This window comes from Tahibacter harae (genome assembly GCF_024437735.1).
In the GTDB taxonomy this organism is placed as follows: Bacteria; Pseudomonadota; Gammaproteobacteria; order Xanthomonadales; family Rhodanobacteraceae; genus Tahibacter; species Tahibacter harae.
The window spans coordinates 140,030-155,196 of record NZ_JANFQO010000005.1 but is presented as its reverse complement, the minus strand read 5'-3'; the positions used below and the strand labels follow the sequence as shown (position 1 = coordinate 155,196).

Below are 15,167 nucleotides of genomic sequence, written 5' to 3'. Positions count from 1 at the left end.
CATTCGCAGGGCGCCGGCCACGTCGTCCGCCGGCTCGGCGGCGCGCGGCGCGGGCGCGATTTCAGGCGTTGAATTCGTGGATGACTTCGATCAGCCCGACGATGTGGTCGTTGAGCTGCTCCAGTTCCCCGGCCGGCACCCACCACTCCGTATGCTGGCGGCCGCCGACGGTCTGCAGCGGGTAGCGCTGCATGAATTCCGCGTCCACATCAAAGCGCGTGACATAGCCGCTGCCGCTGGCCGGCACGTTCCAGTCGCGCGCGATCTGGATGGCGTAGTCCTCGTTGGTGACGGGATAGAAGATGGGCTGGTCCGGCAGACGCGGCGGCCAGCGGCGGAAGCCGCTGGCGCGTACCAGTTCCAGCTCGCGCGGACCGGTGGGCCGGTACAGTACGACGACCGGGCGCTGCGCGCTCATGCCGCTTCCTTGCGCCCGTACGCCAGCATGCGCTCCACCGCCTGGCGCGCGCGGCCGGCAACGGCGGGATCGACCTGCACTTCGTGACGCATATGCAGCAGCGCGTCGTGGATGCGCGGCAAGGTGATGCGGCGCATGTGCGGGCACAGATTGCAGGGACGGGTGAACTGGATGTCGGGAAATTCGACCGCGACGTTGTCGCTCATCGAGCACTCCGTGATCATCACCACGCGGCGCGGCCGGCGTTCGTTGAGGTGGGTGATCATGGCCGCGGTGGAGCCGACGAAATCCGCTTCCAGCAGCACGTCGGGCGGGCACTCCGGATGCGCCAGGATGCGCACATTGCCGTGGGCGCGGCGGTAGGAACGCAGTTCCTCGCCGGTGAAACGCTCGTGCACCTCGCAGGAGCCTTCCCACAGGATGACCTTGACCTGGGTCTTGGAGGCCACGTACTGGCCCAGGTACTTGTCCGGCAGGAAGATGACCCGGTCCACGCCCAGCGATTCGACGATATGCACCGCGTTGGCCGAAGTGCAGCAGACATCGGATTCGGCCTTCACATCGGCCGAGGTGTTGACATAGGTGACCACCGGCACGCCGGGATATTTCGCCTTGAGCAGGCGCACGTCCTCGGCGGTAATGGATTCGGCCAGCGAGCAGCCGGCGGCGGTGTCGGGAATCAGTACGGTCTTTTCGGGGCAGAGGATCTTGGATGTCTCGGCCATGAAGTGCACGCCGCACTGGACGATGACCTTGGCCTCGGCCCGCGCCGCCTGCTGCGCCAGGGCGAGCGAGTCGCCGGTGATGTCGGCGATGGTGTGGTAGATCTCGGGCGGCTGGTAATTGTGGGCCAGGATGACGGCGTTGCGCTGCTTCTTCAGGCCCTGGATGGCGTCGATCCAGGGCAGATGGGTCTGCCACTCCAGCTCGGGGATCACTTCGCGTACGCGCTCGTACATCGGGGCGTAGCGCTCAAGCAGGGCGGGGGTGAGTTCCGGCACGACGCCGGGAAGCAGGGAAAGCGTTGCCATGGACCGACCTCTTATGCTCACGATGAGCATATGTAAGCCGCTTATGCTAGGGATGAGCATAAGTCGCGTCAACCGTCGCCAGGCGCAGGCGGCTGTACGCGCAGGAATTAGCTTATGCGGCGGCGCCGGTTCCGCCGCCGCGGCGCGCCGGGAAGCGGCGCGGGGCTCAGGCCGGATCCGGCAGCAGGTCGTCGTCGAAAGCGGCGGGTTCCGGCGGCAGGGACAGCTCCGCATCGACTTCGGCCGCGAGCCGCGCGGCCTCCTCGAAATCCCGCTCGGCCACCAGCACGTTCACCAGCCCCTGCAATGGCAGTTCGCCCATGGCGCCGATCAGGTATTCGCCGCTGACATGGGCGGCAATACCGTGCTGTTCCAGCACATGGCGCACCAGGTGCGCGTCGATGATGTTCTCGGCCCGATAGACGATGCGCATGGCGCCTCCCGTTGCACGACGTAACGCTAGCGATTGCTCCGGCCCCGGTCAAAGCGCGTATCCTGCGGCCTTTGCCGCCGCCGGACCCGCCATGGACCTGCACCAGCACCTGCGACTGATGGCCGATTACCATGCCTGGGCGCTGGACCGGCTGTACGCGGAAGTCGATGCGCTGGACGAGGCCGACTACCGCCGCGACTGCGGCCAGTTCTTCGGCAGCATCCACGGCACCCTGAATCACCTGCTGCTGGTGGAGCACCTGTGGCAGGCACGCCTGCAGCACACGGTGTATCCGGCCAGCGGGCTGGATCAGGAAATCGAATCCGACCGCGCCCGGCTGAAACAGCGCCTGTGCGGCTTCGCCCGCGGCTGGCGCCCCTTCGTCGATGCGCTGGACCCGGCCACCCTGGCCGGCGACCTGAGCTACCGCAGCCTGCAGGGCCAGGACTATCGCCTGCCCTATGCCAGCCTCGTGCTGCACGTGTTCAACCACGCCACCCACCACCGCGGCCAGGCCTCGATCGGCCTGCTGCAGCTGGGCCGCCAGGCGCCGGTCATGGACCTGCCGTTCTTCCTCAACGAACTGCCGGCGCACACGCTCCATGCGGCCTGAGCCCACGCCGCCGCGCCGCCTGTCACGCCCCGGCGCGGAATTGCGATAAGCCCTGCGATGGTCATTGATTCCGTCCACTCGCCGTTCCCGCCGCGCTATCGCTTCGACGATTCGCTGGCCCTGCGCACGCGCGAATGCCTGCTGCAGCTGCTGGATGACTGCGTACCGGCCGCCGGTCTGTGCCCCACCGAGGTGGCGCGCGTGCTGGCCGGCCGGCTGGGCACGGAATGGCGCGACCTGATGCGGCCGGTGCGCCTGATCGCGGCCGAGCTGGCGCGCGAAGGCGTGCTGGAGATCCGCCAGAACGGCCAGCGGGTCAATATCCTCGATGCCCGCGGCCCGTTGCGCCTGCACCGGCGCAACCGCTGGGGCCCCGCGAACGGGTAGACTTGAGGGTCCGACTCACGTCCCGGCCGTCCGCGGCCCACCCGAACATGACCAACGAAGCCCCGCTGCACAATCACTTCATCCGCCAGATCGTGGCCGAGGACCGCGCCAGCGGCAAACACGGCGGCGCGGTGGCGACACGCTTCCCGCCCGAGCCCAACGGCTACCTGCACATAGGCCATGCCAAGTCGATCTGCCTGAACTTCGGCATTGCCGAGGAATTCGGCGGCCGCTGCAACCTGCGCTTCGACGACACCAACCCGACTAAGGAAGACATCGAATACGTCGAGTCCATCCAGCAGGACGTGCGCTGGCTGGGCTTTGAATGGAACGAGCTGCGCCACGCCTCGGATTATTTCGAGGTGTTCTACCGCTGCGCCGAGAAGCTGATCCGGGACGGCAAGGCCTTCGTCTGCGATCTCTCCGCCGAGGAAGTGCGCGCCTACCGCGGCACCCTGACCGAAGCGGGCCGCAACTCGCCGTTCCGCGACCGCAGCGTGGAAGAAAACCTGGACCTGCTGCAGCGCATGCGCGCCGGCGAGTTCCCCGACGGCGCGCGTACGGTGCGCGTCAAGATCGACATGAGTTCGGGCAACATCAACCTGCGCGACCCGGCCATCTACCGCATCCGCCACGTCGAGCACCAGAACACCGGCAACGCCTGGTGCATCTACCCGATGTACGACTACGCCCATTGCATTTCCGACGCGGTGGAAGGCATCACCCATTCGCTGTGCACGCTGGAATTCGAGGATCACCGGCCGCTGTACGAATGGTGCCTGCGCGAGATCGACCTGCCCAATCATCCGGAACTGGTCGCCGGCCTGGCCGAGCGCGGCCTGGGCGCGCAGCCGAGCACGCCGCAGCAGATCGAATTCTCCCGCCTCAATCTCGATTTCACCGTGATGAGCAAGCGCAAGCTCATGACACTGGTCGAGGAAAAGCTGGTCGACGGCTGGGACGATCCGCGCATGCCCACGCTGTCCGGCGTGCGCCGGCGCGGCTTCCCGCCGCGCGCGATACGCCTGCTGTGTGAGCGCATAGGCGTGACCAAGCAGAACAGCGTGATCGAATTCTCCGTGCTGGAAGGCTGCGTGCGCGAGGAACTGGACGCAAACGCGGCGCGCCGCCTGGCCGTGATCGACCCGCTCAAGCTCGTCATCGACAACCTGCCCGAAGGCCACGGCGAAACGCTGACCTTCTCCAACCATCCCAAGAACGAAGCCTTCGGCACCCGCGCCGTGCCGTTCTCGCGCGAGCTGTGGATAGAGCGCGAAGACTTCATGGAAGTGCCGCCCAAGGGCTTCCACCGCCTGGTTCCCGGCGGCGAAGTGCGCCTGCGCGGCGTGGGCATCGTCAAATGCGAGCGGCTGGAGAAAGACGCCGACGGCACGGTGACCGCGGTGCACTGCAGCCTGGATGCGGAAACCCGCCCGGGCCTGGCCGGCGCCGACCGCAAGGTCAAGGGCACCATCCACTGGGTCAGTGCGGCACACGCTGTCGCGGCGGAAATCCGCCTCTACGACCGCCTGTTCAACGTGGCCGACCCGGACGACGACAGCGACGGCAAGACCTACCGCGACCATCTCAACCCGGATTCCAAGCGCGTGGTGCAGGGCTGGGTGGAGCCGGCCGCCGCCGGCGCCGCCGCCGAAACCGCGTTCCAGTTCGAGCGCCTGGGCTTCTTCGTCGCCGACCGCTACGACCACAGCGCCGGCAAGCCCGTGTTCAACCGCGCCGTGACCCTGCGCGATTCCTGGGCCAAGGCGGGCAAGGGCTGATTGCGGCGCGCCGGGCTCCGGCCCGGCGCGCTCCATTACAGCGGGAGAAACGCCGCGGCGGCGCTTTTCCCGCGCCGCACGGCCATCGCCTGTATCCTGCCGCGGCGCGCGAGCCTGCGCCGCGGCCCGTTCACGCACCACCGCTGCCTGCGGTGCAAGAGGACTATGCATGCTCTACGTCCAGGTCCACCTCACCCTGCCCGCCTGGGTCCACGACGAAGTCGACACGGCCGCGCGCTACGAAACCGACGAACAGCGCATGGCCCTGGCGATACAGCTGGCCCGGCGCAATGTGGAGCTGGACACCGGCGGCCCCTTCGGCGCCGCCGTGTTCGACGGCGCCGGACGCCTGATCGCCGCGGGCGTCAATCGTGTGGTACAGCACAATTGCTCGGTGGCGCATGCGGAGATGATGGCGTTCATGACCGCCCAGGCCCGCACCCAGCGCTTCCGCCTCAACGACGACGGCCAGCGCTACAGCCTCGCCACCAGCGCCCAGCCCTGCTGCCAGTGCTACGGCGCCAGCGTCTGGGCCGGCATCGACGAACTGCTGATCGGCGCGCGCAGCGAGGACGTGGAAGAACTCACCGAATTCGATGAAGGCCCGCTGCCGGCCGACTGGGTGGGCGAGCTGCAGCGCCGCGGCGTACAGGTGCGGCGCGACATCCTGCGCGAGGAAGCGCGTTCCGTGCTGGCCGCCTACAGCGCCCGCGGCGGGCTGATGTACTGATGGCCACGGCCATCACCAGCGCCCCGTTCGCCAGCGGCGTGGTGGTGTACTGCCGCGCCGGTTTCGAATCCGAAGCCGCGCAGGAACTGGATGCGACCGCCGCCCACGCCGGTGTCGCCGGTTTCGCCCGCACCGAGCGCAGCGCCGGCTTCGCCGAATTCGTGCTGACCCAGCAGGGCGCGCCCGATGCGCTGCTGCGCCTGCTGGGCTGGTCGCGCCTGATCTTCGCGCGCCAGTCGCTGGCGGTGATAGGCCAGTTCAAGAGCCTGCCCAAGGAAGACCGCCTCACGCCGCTGCTGGCCGCCTTGCCCGAAGGCTTCGGCGTGCGCGACGTATGGGTGGAGGCGCCCGACAGCGATGCGGCAAAACCGCTTTCTGCATTTTGCCGCAGTTTCAACAATGCCTTCGTGCAGGCGCTGCGCCGGCGCGGCGGCCTGGATCCGGCCAGCCCCTGGCGTCTGCACGCGCTGTTTCCCAGCGGCGAACGCTGCCTGCTCGGCCTGGCCCTGATCGACCACGCCGCGCCCTGGCCGCAGGGCATTCCGCGCCTGAAATTCCCGCGCGAGGCGCCGAGCCGTTCCACCCTGAAGCTGGACGAGGCGCTGCAGATCCTGCTCAGCCCGCAGGAGCGCGAGCGCTGGTTCAAGCCCGGCATGAGCGCGGTCGACCTGGGCGCCGCCCCCGGTGGCTGGACCTGGCAGCTGGTGCGCCGCGGCCTGCACGTGACCGCGGTCGACAACGGCCCCATGGATGAAAACCTCATGGCCTCGGGCCTGGTCACGCACAAGCGCGAGGACGGCTTCCGCTTCCAGCCGCGCCAGCGCGTGGACTGGATGGTCTGCGACATGGTCGAGCAGCCGCGCCGCGTGGCCGAGCGCATGGCCGAATGGCTGGCCGAGGGCTGGTGCAAGCATGCCGTGTTCAATCTCAAGCTGCCGATGAAAAAGCGCTACGCCGAAGTGCAGCAGGCCTTCGAGCTGATGCAGGCCGTAGTCGCGCGCCGCGGCCGCGAAATCGAGATCCGCGCCAAGCAGCTGTATCACGACCGCGAGGAAATCACGGTCTTCGCCTGCGAGCGCTGAGGCGAGGCGGCAATCCGGAATCGGGGATCTGGGATCTGGCAGTTCCGGCAGCGGTTGAACCGGGCTCGAACTGGAGTTGTTCGCGGACAGTGGGTTGCCGGCCGCAATCCCGCCTTGCCCGCCTGCATCCCGCGCCTAGTCCCTGGCCATCGCCGACAGGCGCCGTCCACGTTCCTCACGCCTGAATCCGGATCAGCCCTGCCGGCCACTGCCCTCCGGCGCCCGGCAAACGCCCCCGCGCCGTGCGTTTCGCAAGCCGGCCTCGGGCATTCCGCGCGAGCTGCAAGCCGACGCGGCCGGAAACCGCACAACCACACCGTCCCGCCCCTGGCACGCCCCTTGCGCCCCATCTTGCAGTCCGCAAGGAGTTCAGCCCCATGGTCCTGATCTTCGATCCCACCGTGCACTATCACCGCCCCGTCACCCCGGGCGACCCCACGCCACAGCCGCCGGGCCAGCCGACACCGCAGCCCACACCATCGCCGCAGCCCCTGCCTCCGGCCGAACCACCGCCGGTCCGCGCCCGCGCCGCCGACGTGTTCGCCGGCTTCCTGCGCCTTTCCTGCGGAGCCTGAGCCATGCCCATGATCCGCCTGCAGATCACCGGCAGCGACGACGCCGCGAACGAGCTGATCAACCTGCTCTCGGCGATCGAAGGCATTGAGCACGTCGAGGAAGTCGGCGACCTGATGCCGCACATGGACGACGTCGACTCCAGCTCCGCCGGCCTGCCCGACGACGCCGCACCCGGCTTCCACCAGATCGAAGTGCGCGTCCCCAACGCCCTGGCCCTGGAACGGGTACGCGGCGTCGCCGAGGCGCTTGCCCGCGAGCGCGGTGCGGCGATCGAGTACGACGAGGACGTGTGAGGGGCGGGATTCGGGATTCGGGATTCGGGATTCGGGATTCGGGATTCGGGATTCGGGATTCGCAGGGAGTGCGCGGCGGAATCCGAGGTTTTTGGCAAGTGACAATTGCCCGATTTCTTCGAGAAAAAGCGGAAGGCTCCCTCTCCCCCAAGCTTGCTTGGGGGAGAGGGCTGGGGTGAGGGGGCGACGATCAACGCGCCTCGCCGTTGGGTTTTCGCAAAAATCTTCAACACGCGAAGAGCCGGCGAAAACTGGAATTCCTCGCGACTGAAGCGCCGCCCCCTCACCTCTCACCAACCACACCCCGGCGGCCAGGACCGATCCACCTCGACCTCCAGCTCCGCCAGAAAAAACTCGCCCGACCGCCCCCCATCGCGCTGCGCAAACAGCAGCCTGTCGCCGCGCGGCGAATGCAGCGGCCCCACCTGGAACTCCGTATCGGAGGCGGCGATGCGTCCCTGCTCGCGCCATGCGCCGCCGACGCGCCGGTAGTGATACAGATGCGAGCGCGAGCCGCGGTCGGCGACCGTGACCAGGCTTTGGCCGTCCATTGAAATATCCGCCTCGTATTCATTGGCCGCGCTGTTGACGGGCGCACCCAGGTTGGCGACCTGCCAGCCGCCGTCGGCTTGCGGCGTGGCGACGTAGATATCGCCCTGGCCGTGGCCGCCGGGCCGGTCCGAGCCGAAATACAGGCGGCCGTCTGCGGTTTCCCGCGGCAGCAGTTCCGAGCCTGGCGAGTTCACCGGCTCGGGCAGCCGCTGCGGCGGCTGCCAGCGGCCGTCCTCGCCGCGCCGGGCGCGCCAGATATCGAGCTGATCGCCGCCGTCGCGGTTCTGCCGGGTGGAGACGAAATAGACGCGCCTGCCGTCGGCCGAGACGTAGGGATCCGCGTCCAGCGCCGGCGGCGCCGCGGCGAAGGCCGCCGGTTGCGGTGCGCTCCAGGCGCCGTCGGCGCAGCGCGAGAACAGGATGCGCCAGTTGCGGAATTGCGTATCGCTGCGCATGAAGTACAGCTCGCGCCCATCCGGCGAGAAGGCTGGCGAGGATTCGTACTGATCGCTGGCCAGACCGGGCGGCGCCCAGCGTTGCGGCGGCCGCGCAATCGGCAGCGGCTGTTCCGCTCGCGGCGGCTGCGCTGCGCGCTCCGGCTGCGATGGCGGCTCCGCTCGCGATAGCCGTGCAGATGACTCCGTTTGCACGGGCTGCGCTGTCCGCAAAGACGGCTTCACCTGCGCCGCTGTCTGCGACGCTGGCAGCAAACATCCCGTCACAATCGCGGCCACGGACCAAGCAACGATCTTCATATCCCACCCCATGCTGCGTCCGCTGCGCTGCCGCAAACGCTGCGCCCTGCCGCTGCTGCCGCGAAACGGGCTTTACGCCTCATTCCCGCACCGCCCGCGCTGAAAATGCCGAACCGCAGCGATGCCGCAGAACGTTCTTCGCGCCCGTTCCACGCCACGCCCACTGCACCTGTGGAAAACGCCGCATCCTGGCGGTGCTGCCGCAGAACGCTCTTCATGCCGCCTTCCCGCGCCGCGCCCGCTGCGCCTGCTGGAAACGCTGCGCCTTGGCGCTGTTGCCGCAGGTCGCCATGTCGCACCAGCGGCGCCGGCCGCTCTTGGAGGTATCCAGGAATACCCAGCCGCAGTCGTGACCGGCGCAGATGCGCAAACGCGCCAGCTCCAGCTGCTGCAGGCTGACCACGGCCCGCGCAGCGGCGACGTGGGCAATCAGGTCCAGTCCGCTGCGCTGCGCCGTCCATTCCTGTGCCAGCCCCTGCGGCTGGCGCACCAGGCGCGCCGCCTGGGCCGCGGCGCGGCGGGCAGCATCCAGCTGGGCCAGCGCCGCGCGTTCGGCCGCGGCGCCGGCGGGCTGTCCGCCCAGCGCATACGCCAGCACGCATAGCGCCTCGCGCAGCCGCTTGATCCGCACCAGCGCCGCGCGCGCCTTGAGCGGCTGGCGCCGGGCCAGTGCATCCAGCTGGCGCAGCTCCGCGGCTGCGAACACGCCGCTGTGACCTGCCCAGTCCAGCAGCGCCGCATAGTCGGCCAGCCAGTCGCGCGGCCGGCTGTCGCGTGCGGTCACGGTGTTGACCAGATCCAGGGCGAATTCGCCGGCGACCAGGTCGGCGGCGCGGAAAGCATGCGGCTCCGTTTGCATGGAATTAACCTTTAAAAGCGTTTTCAGAGGTTAATCATGGAACCGCTGCGCGTCAACGACGACTGCCGCCTGTCGCGCCACGCCGGCCCAGGCCCATCCCACGGTCGGCCTGTCCACAGCCGTTCGCGGCCTACAGCGCGCGCAGCGGCGGGCGCAGCAAGTCCGGCACACTGGAGCGGCTGGTGCGCCTGGCGCCGGCGGTATTCGTACTGGGCCTGCTGGTCGCGGCCAGCCTGGGCGCGCAGCACCTGCTGCTGCATGCGGACTCGCTGCCGGACGGCAGCCACTGGCCGCCGCGGCCAGCTTTCGCCACGCGCTGCCAGCGCTCGTTCGATCCCTGCCTGGCTTACCTCGGCGACAACGCCGCGACGCTCAACGGCACGGTCGGCCTGGTCGTCGCGCTGGCGCTGTTCGTCTGGCTGCTGTTCAGCGTCTTCGTCAACGTGAACGAGTTCTACCGCAACCGCCTGATGCGCTGCTATCTCGGCACCAGCAACAGCCTGCGCCAGGCCGAGACGATCACCAATTTCGATCCGCGCGACGACATCAGGCTGGGCGACATCGCCGCAGACGAACGCCACAAAGTACCCGTCCACTCTTTCCGCTGATCGGCACCGCGCTGAACCCGGCCGCCTCGCGCCAGCTGGACTGGCCGGACCGCAAGGCCGCCTGGTTCTGCCTGACGCCGCTGCATTGCGGCTATATCCCGCCGACCTCGCGCCGCGGCAACCACGGTACCGGCGCGCCGGAGCGCAGAGAAACTGCCGCTGGAGCGCATTGCGGCGCAGGCCAATCCGTTGTGGCTGCCGCAAGCGGGTCCGCTGTGCGTATAGGGTGTGCCGCTGGAACCCGCCTCGACGCCGTAGCACTCCCTCTCCTTCAAGCGCGTGAACACGCTTGAAGGAGAGGACGTTCAATCGAGGGCTTGATTGCAGTCCTTTGCAACGCGATGAAAATGTTCTGACAAATTCAAAACCGAAAGATCATTCGGAACCACGTTCTTCTCCGCTCCCGCGGACCCCGGAGCCGCCAGCCGCATCCGCCAGCAGCACCGCCATCACGGCTTCCGAAAACTCCATCTCCTCGCCGCGCAGCAGGACGCGGGCCGGCAGTTCTTCCGCCTCGCTTCCCGGCAGGCGCACCGCCTGCGGCAAGCCGTGTGCACGCAGGGCACGGGCGCAGCCGGCCCAGTCGCCCGGTCCCGCCGGTTCGTTGCAGGAAGCCCAGGACAGCGTGCCCAGCACATCGCTGCCGTAACCGTGAGTTTCGCGCCAGCTGGCGCCGTGGGCGAGCAGAAATTCGGCCAGTGCCGCGTCGCCGCGGAATACGCTCCAGTTCAGCGCCGAGCCGCGGAACGGCGCGTCGCCGCCGCGCACGGCAATGGGCCAGCCCAGGCTCACCATCAGGCGCACCGCATCGGCGCAGCCGTTCATGGCCAGCTCCGGCAGCCGTGCCAGGCGCGCTTCGCCCAGGCGTTGCAGCACGTCCGGCTGGTGCGCGAGCAGCTTGCGTGCCGCAGCTTCATCGCCGCGCGCGCAGGCGGCGGCGAACACATCCTCGTCCGCCAGTGCTTCGCCGGCCCCCAGCGCTTCCAATGTCTGCGCCACATCGGTCAGGCCCTGCCCCAGGGCATAGCGGTAAGCGCTTTCGCCTTCGGGCGTGCGCGCCTGTACATCGGCACCGGCATCGAGCAGAAGCCGCACCAGCGCTAGCGGGCAGCGCGCGCGTATCGCCGCGAGCAGCGGCGACAGTTCCTGCGCTGTGGCCGCGTTGACGTCGGCGCCGTGTTGCAGCAGCAGTCTTACCGAATCCGCATTGGACAGCGCAATCGCATGCGCCAGCGCGTTGGTGCCTTCGGTATGTGCCCCGTGCTGCAGCAGCAGGCGCAGGCAGGCGGGGTGACCGGCGGCGTGATACAGCGATTCGCCGTCGTCCGGATTCGCGCCGGCCTGCAGCAGCAGCCCGGTCAGGATGTCGTCGTGGGCCTGGCCTGCGGCGCCGTACAGGGCGCTGAGCTGTTCTGCGCCGGGCTGCTCCAGCGAGTGCGGCGGCCAGCGGTTGCCTACGGACTGATCCGGGCTGGCGCCGGAGCGCAGCAGCAATTCGACGCAGCCCCGTATGCCCGCGGCGAACGATTCCAGGCGCAGCAGCGAGGAATGCGTCGCCGCGACCAGCGGCGGCAGGTCCAGCGGTCCGCCGCTGCGCTGCACCCAGGCCGGATCGGCGGCGATTGCGGCACGCACGGCGTCCACATCGCCCACCGCACAGGCGAACCAGGCATCGCCCTGCAGCAATTCCGGCTGTTCGGCCAGCAGACGCGCCGCCAGCCGCGGCCGCGCGCCGAAATAGTCGCCGGACAGATCGCCCGCATAGATCAGCTGGGCCAGCTGCCTGCGCTGCGCGGCCATATCCCCGCTGCGTAGACGCTGCAATTCGACCTGATGCTTAAGCTGATGCCAGGCGGCGAAGCCGTACTCGCGCGCGATGCAGGACTGCGCATCGTGCAGGCGCAGCGGCAGGGCCGCGATTTCCGCATCGCTCTTGCCGCGTGCCAGCGGCAGCGACTGGCGCAGACGTTCAAGGGCCGCCGCCTCGCCGGCGCGGAACTGCCGCAGCAGATCCTTGGCCTGCCGGCGCAGGTGTTCGAGATTCGGCCGCCCAGGTAGCGGATTCATGCAAAACCTCCATGCAATGATCGCCGACGGTCCGCATTTCCGGCTGCATAAAGGTTTTCGGATTGAGTGTGCAGCAAGTGGGTTCGACCCTGCCCGCGGACCTGGGTGCGGCTTGCTCCGCCGGCGGATTCTAGCCTGCGGCGCGGGGCCGGCGGCAACCAGCGCGATGCGTTCGCGATCGGGTCATGGATGCCGGCGACGACAATTCACACCCGCCTGCGGACGGCACGGAGCCTGAGACACGATGTGGCTGCCGCATGGGCAGTTCGTAATAGCTGATGATGGCGCGGCGCTGCACCAGGAAGATCCACCGCCGCACAGGCAGCTCGGAAAATGGGTGGTCGGATTCGCAGGTTCCACCGCCGGCTCGTCGCCGCGCAGGCAGCCCCGGCAATCCACCGCCGCGCCCGCGGACCAACTCCGCTACTGCTGGAGAAACACCACCAGCCTTCCCGCTGCCGCGTCGATCAGCGCGAAATCGAGCCTGCCGTCACTGTTGTAGTCGCCGCGCGCGAGACCGGCGGCATCGAAGCCCGCGCCCAGGTTCTGCGGCGCATCGAAGGTGAAATCGCCGCGCCCGCGCAGTATCGCCGCGGCGGCATTGCCGCCCTGGAGCGCCAGCAGCAGGTCGGCCTTGCCATCGTTGTCGAAATCGCCCAGGCGCAGCCCGCTGACCGCCGACGGCGGCAGCCGTGTGGTCTGGGTGGTGAAGGCATAGCTGCCGTTGCCGCGGTCCAGCCGCAGGTAGGAGCCGTTGCGGCCGTCGATCAGCAGGGCCAGATCGAGCTTGCCGTCGCCGTCGATATCGCCGGGCGCGGCCTCCGCAAGCGATTCCAGCCCGATCGACGGGAAGGCATGCTGGACGAAGACCGCGCTCGCCGTGTCATAGCGCGTGATGGCCGGCGCCCCCGAGGCCGCGCCGATCAGGATATCGCCGCGGCCGTCGCCGTTCGCATCCAGGCCGAGCAGACGCCGCGGCCACAGCGGCGCCGGCAGGCGCGGCCGCGCCGTGTCGAAAGCGCCGCCGCCCAGGCCCGCGGCGAAGAACACGCTGTTGGCGGGCGTGCCGCTGTTGGCTTCGTCGTTGTCGGCCGCAGCGATATCGGGCTTGCCATCGTTGTTGAAATCGCCGGCGAGCAGGGCTTCGACCAAGCGCGGCACCGCTGCCGTGCCCAGATCGATGCGCACGCCCGGCTCGAAGCCACCGCTGCCCTGCAGCAGTACGCGCAGCCCGGTCGCGACCGCGTAGACCAGGTCGGTGCGGCCGTCGCCGTTGAAATCGGCCAGTGCCATCGTGTACGGGAACACGGCGTCGTGGGCGACGCTGCTGCCGCCGGAGAACGTGCCGCCGGCCGTGCGCGCGAACACGAACACGCCGCCGCTGTCGGTCAGCACGACCAGATCGGCCAGGCCGTCGCTGGTGAGATCGGCGCCGCCGAGCAGGCGCGCCGGATGTTCGCGCGGGGCCAGCGGATAGCTCTGCGCGGAGAAGACCGGCGCCGCGGCGGCACTCTGCAGCAGCACGGCGGCGACGGCAGCGATGGATATTGCAGCTTTTTTCATGATGCGGCCGTCCCTGTCAGTTGAAGCCGTTCGCGAAGATCCGGTCCCAGCCGTCGCGGTAGCGGTAGATGCGCAGCTCCAGCGTGCTGTCCGCGGCGGCATAGGTCGCGGTCGCGAAATCCAGGCGGCCGTCGCCGTCGAAATCCGCGCAGGCCAGGCCGTAGGTCAGGGCGTTGATGACGCGCGGCGAGGCCGTGTAGCGGTAGCCGCTTTCGCCGAAATACAGGAGGTCACCGTCCAGCAGTACATCGGCGACACCGTCGGCGTCGAAGTCGCCTATGCACTGCGTCAGTGCGGCCGCCAGCGGCGCCGTGGCGCCCAGGGCCAGTCCCTGCCCGCCGCGGTTCTCGATCACCACCCAGCTCGTCTGGCCGGCCTTGCGCAACTGGACCAGCGCATCGGGACGGCCGTCGCCGTTCAGATCGCCGGCGGCGATGCCGTCGATGGCGGTCGCGTCCAGGCTCAAGGTCTGCTTCAGTACCAGCTGTTGCGCTGCCGCGTCCCAGCTGGTCAGGCCCACATCGCGCTGGCGGCTGGCGATAAGCAGGTCGGGCAGATGGGCCGCATCGCCGGTGAAATCGGCGCTGGCGACGAAATAGGGGTTGGCCACGGCAGGCAGACTGCGTTCGCTCTGGGCGGTACCGACACGGCCCCAGGCGATCACACCGTTGCTGCGGCCGTCCGCGCCCCCCTGCGCGGGCACATCGACCAGGGCGATGTCGTTGCGCCCGTCGCCGTTGAAATCGCCGGCCGCCAGCGCGGCGAGGACGCCGACCGCGCCCTGGTAGGGCAGCAGTTCGAAGCGGTCCGCCGTCGGCGCGTAATTTGCCGTACCGCCCAGCCACTGCAGGCGCCGCGCGCTGTGCGTGGTGTCGGCATAGACGATCTCGCGCGGGGCACCAGCCGGCGCCGCCGCCGAGGCGAGCAGCAGGCGGTCGATATAGCCCGAGTCGTAGCGCGACAGCGCCGACTGCGGTTTCGGCTGGAAGCCGCCGTAGCCGGGCGCGGCGGCGGCGAACACGACCACCGGCACACCGCCGAAGGACACGACGATGTCGGCGCGCCCATCGCGGGTGAAATCGCCCGCCAGCAGGCTGACCGGACCGGCATCGTCATCCGGCGGTGTGGGCAGCTGGTGGACACCGATCAGTTCAAACGGCGCCGCGGCCGACACCGGCGCCGCGGTCAGCAACAGCAGTATGCACGGCAGCAGGCGCCGTCCCAGGCGATAAGACATGACAGCTCGTGAGCACGCTGCCGGAATGCAGCGGGGCCGCACTATCGGGATCTGGACGGGGCTGGTCCTGACCGAAAGCGAACGAAAAAATACCGTTTCCGATCAATTGCCTGGATCGTCGACGGATACCGGCGCGGACGCTGTGGAGCGCGCCCGTCGCAGCGATAAGGACATCATTCAGC

The 15,167-nt window shown here is 68.9% G+C and carries 16 protein-coding genes; 8 read left to right on the top strand and 8 right to left on the bottom strand.

Annotation, left to right across the window (positions count from 1 at the left end; genetic code table 11):
- Positions 1-61: 61 nt before the first annotated feature.
- The 3 genes from NM961_RS07120 to NM961_RS07110 form a co-directional block, all read right to left on the bottom strand.
- Positions 62-418, bottom strand: coding sequence for a hypothetical protein (locus NM961_RS07120; protein ID WP_255913224.1), 357 nt, complete (start codon positions 416-418; stop codon positions 62-64).
- Complete coding sequence (gene nadA, locus NM961_RS07115) at positions 415-1,449, bottom strand: quinolinate synthase NadA (protein WP_500691677.1); 1,035 nt, start codon at positions 1,447-1,449, stop codon at positions 415-417. Before nadA ends, NM961_RS07120 begins: the two co-directional genes overlap by 4 nt.
- A gap of 166 nt (positions 1,450-1,615) precedes the next feature.
- Positions 1,616-1,882 (bottom strand): putative signal transducing protein, encoded by a 267-nt coding sequence (locus NM961_RS07110; RefSeq protein WP_255913223.1) that lies wholly within the window; start codon positions 1,880-1,882, stop codon positions 1,616-1,618.
- Between the two features lie 91 nt (positions 1,883-1,973).
- Here NM961_RS07110 and NM961_RS07105 point away from each other — a divergent pair, with 91 nt between their 5' ends.
- The 7 genes from NM961_RS07105 (at position 1,974) to NM961_RS07075 (ending at position 7,344) form a co-directional block, all read left to right on the top strand.
- Complete coding sequence (locus tag NM961_RS07105; RefSeq protein ID WP_255913222.1) at positions 1,974-2,495, top strand: DinB family protein; 522 nt, start codon at positions 1,974-1,976, stop codon at positions 2,493-2,495.
- 57 nt (positions 2,496-2,552) lie between these two features.
- Positions 2,553-2,882, top strand: coding sequence for a DUF3253 domain-containing protein (locus NM961_RS07100; protein WP_255913221.1), 330 nt, complete (start codon positions 2,553-2,555; stop codon positions 2,880-2,882).
- 47 nt (positions 2,883-2,929) lie between these two features.
- Entirely contained in the window at positions 2,930-4,663 is a 1,734-nt protein-coding gene (locus NM961_RS07095) for a glutamine--tRNA ligase/YqeY domain fusion protein (RefSeq protein ID WP_255913220.1), read from the top strand.
- Between the two features lie 169 nt (positions 4,664-4,832).
- A complete protein-coding gene (locus tag NM961_RS07090) occupies positions 4,833-5,393 on the top strand; it encodes a nucleoside deaminase (RefSeq protein WP_255913219.1) in 561 nt (186 codons plus the stop codon).
- Positions 5,393-6,475 (top strand): 23S rRNA (cytidine(2498)-2'-O)-methyltransferase RlmM, encoded by a 1,083-nt coding sequence (gene rlmM / locus NM961_RS07085; protein WP_255913218.1) that lies wholly within the window; start codon positions 5,393-5,395, stop codon positions 6,473-6,475. The genes NM961_RS07090 and rlmM overlap by 1 nt, the downstream gene beginning before the upstream one ends.
- A 377-nt stretch (positions 6,476-6,852) precedes the next feature.
- Complete coding sequence (locus NM961_RS07080) at positions 6,853-7,050, top strand: hypothetical protein (RefSeq protein WP_255913217.1); 198 nt, start codon at positions 6,853-6,855, stop codon at positions 7,048-7,050.
- 3 nt (positions 7,051-7,053) lie between these two features.
- Positions 7,054-7,344 carry a hypothetical protein gene (locus tag NM961_RS07075; RefSeq protein ID WP_255913216.1) on the top strand — a complete coding sequence of 97 codons (291 nt, stop codon included), beginning with the start codon at positions 7,054-7,056 and terminating at the stop codon, positions 7,342-7,344.
- Between the two features lie 290 nt (positions 7,345-7,634).
- Here NM961_RS07075 and NM961_RS07070 read toward each other — a convergent pair whose 3' ends face one another.
- Positions 7,635-8,351 (bottom strand): TolB family protein, encoded by a 717-nt coding sequence (locus NM961_RS07070; protein WP_255913215.1) that lies wholly within the window; start codon positions 8,349-8,351, stop codon positions 7,635-7,637.
- Positions 8,352-8,865: 514 nt separating this feature from the next.
- The gene (locus tag NM961_RS07065; protein ID WP_255913214.1) at positions 8,866-9,510 is read right to left on the bottom strand and encodes a CGNR zinc finger domain-containing protein; all 645 of its coding nucleotides are present in this window, start codon (positions 9,508-9,510) and stop codon (positions 8,866-8,868) included.
- A gap of 182 nt (positions 9,511-9,692) precedes the next feature.
- On the opposite strand from NM961_RS07065, the gene NM961_RS07060 reads away from it, so the two are divergent.
- Entirely contained in the window at positions 9,693-10,118 is a 426-nt protein-coding gene (locus tag NM961_RS07060) for a hypothetical protein (protein WP_255913213.1), read from the top strand.
- A gap of 375 nt (positions 10,119-10,493) precedes the next feature.
- Here NM961_RS07060 and NM961_RS07055 read toward each other — a convergent pair whose 3' ends face one another.
- The 3 genes from NM961_RS07055 to NM961_RS07045 all read right to left on the bottom strand — a co-directional run bounded on the left by NM961_RS07055 (position 10,494) and on the right by NM961_RS07045 (position 14,985).
- Positions 10,494-12,185: an ankyrin repeat domain-containing protein gene (locus tag NM961_RS07055; protein WP_255913212.1), complete on the bottom strand. Its 1,692-nt coding sequence runs from the start codon at positions 12,183-12,185 to the stop codon at positions 10,494-10,496.
- Positions 12,186-12,608: 423 nt separating this feature from the next.
- On the bottom strand, positions 12,609-13,748 hold the full coding sequence (locus NM961_RS07050; protein ID WP_255913211.1) for an FG-GAP repeat domain-containing protein: 1,140 nt from the start codon (positions 13,746-13,748) through the stop codon (positions 12,609-12,611).
- A 16-nt stretch (positions 13,749-13,764) separates the two neighbouring features.
- On the bottom strand, positions 13,765-14,985 hold the full coding sequence (locus NM961_RS07045) for an FG-GAP repeat domain-containing protein (RefSeq protein WP_255913210.1): 1,221 nt from the start codon (positions 14,983-14,985) through the stop codon (positions 13,765-13,767).
- Positions 14,986-15,167: the final 182 nt, after the last annotated feature.

Bases quoted from the DNA above. Each gene is read 5' to 3' on its own strand.
- NM961_RS07120 (WP_255913224.1), bottom strand. From the start codon at position 418: ATGAGCGCGCAGCGCCCGGTCGTCGTACTGTACCGGCCCACCGGTCCG.
- nadA (WP_500691677.1), bottom strand. From the start codon at position 1,449: ATGGCAACGCTTTCCCTGCTTCCCGGCGTCGTGCCGGAACTCACCCCC.
- NM961_RS07110 (WP_255913223.1), bottom strand. From the start codon at position 1,882: ATGCGCATCGTCTATCGGGCCGAGAACATCATCGACGCGCACCTGGTG.
- NM961_RS07105 (WP_255913222.1), top strand. From the start codon at position 1,974: ATGGACCTGCACCAGCACCTGCGACTGATGGCCGATTACCATGCCTGG.
- NM961_RS07100 (WP_255913221.1), top strand. From the start codon at position 2,553: ATGGTCATTGATTCCGTCCACTCGCCGTTCCCGCCGCGCTATCGCTTC.
- NM961_RS07095 (WP_255913220.1), top strand. From the start codon at position 2,930: ATGACCAACGAAGCCCCGCTGCACAATCACTTCATCCGCCAGATCGTG.
- NM961_RS07090 (WP_255913219.1), top strand. From the start codon at position 4,833: ATGCTCTACGTCCAGGTCCACCTCACCCTGCCCGCCTGGGTCCACGAC.
- rlmM (WP_255913218.1), top strand. From the start codon at position 5,393: ATGGCCACGGCCATCACCAGCGCCCCGTTCGCCAGCGGCGTGGTGGTG.
- NM961_RS07080 (WP_255913217.1), top strand. From the start codon at position 6,853: ATGGTCCTGATCTTCGATCCCACCGTGCACTATCACCGCCCCGTCACC.
- NM961_RS07075 (WP_255913216.1), top strand. From the start codon at position 7,054: ATGCCCATGATCCGCCTGCAGATCACCGGCAGCGACGACGCCGCGAAC.
- NM961_RS07070 (WP_255913215.1), bottom strand. From the start codon at position 8,351: ATGCGCAGCGATACGCAATTCCGCAACTGGCGCATCCTGTTCTCGCGC.
- NM961_RS07065 (WP_255913214.1), bottom strand. From the start codon at position 9,510: ATGCAAACGGAGCCGCATGCTTTCCGCGCCGCCGACCTGGTCGCCGGC.
- NM961_RS07055 (WP_255913212.1), bottom strand. From the start codon at position 12,185: ATGAATCCGCTACCTGGGCGGCCGAATCTCGAACACCTGCGCCGGCAG.
- NM961_RS07050 (WP_255913211.1), bottom strand. From the start codon at position 13,748: ATGAAAAAAGCTGCAATATCCATCGCTGCCGTCGCCGCCGTGCTGCTG.
- NM961_RS07045 (WP_255913210.1), bottom strand. From the start codon at position 14,985: ATGTCTTATCGCCTGGGACGGCGCCTGCTGCCGTGCATACTGCTGTTG.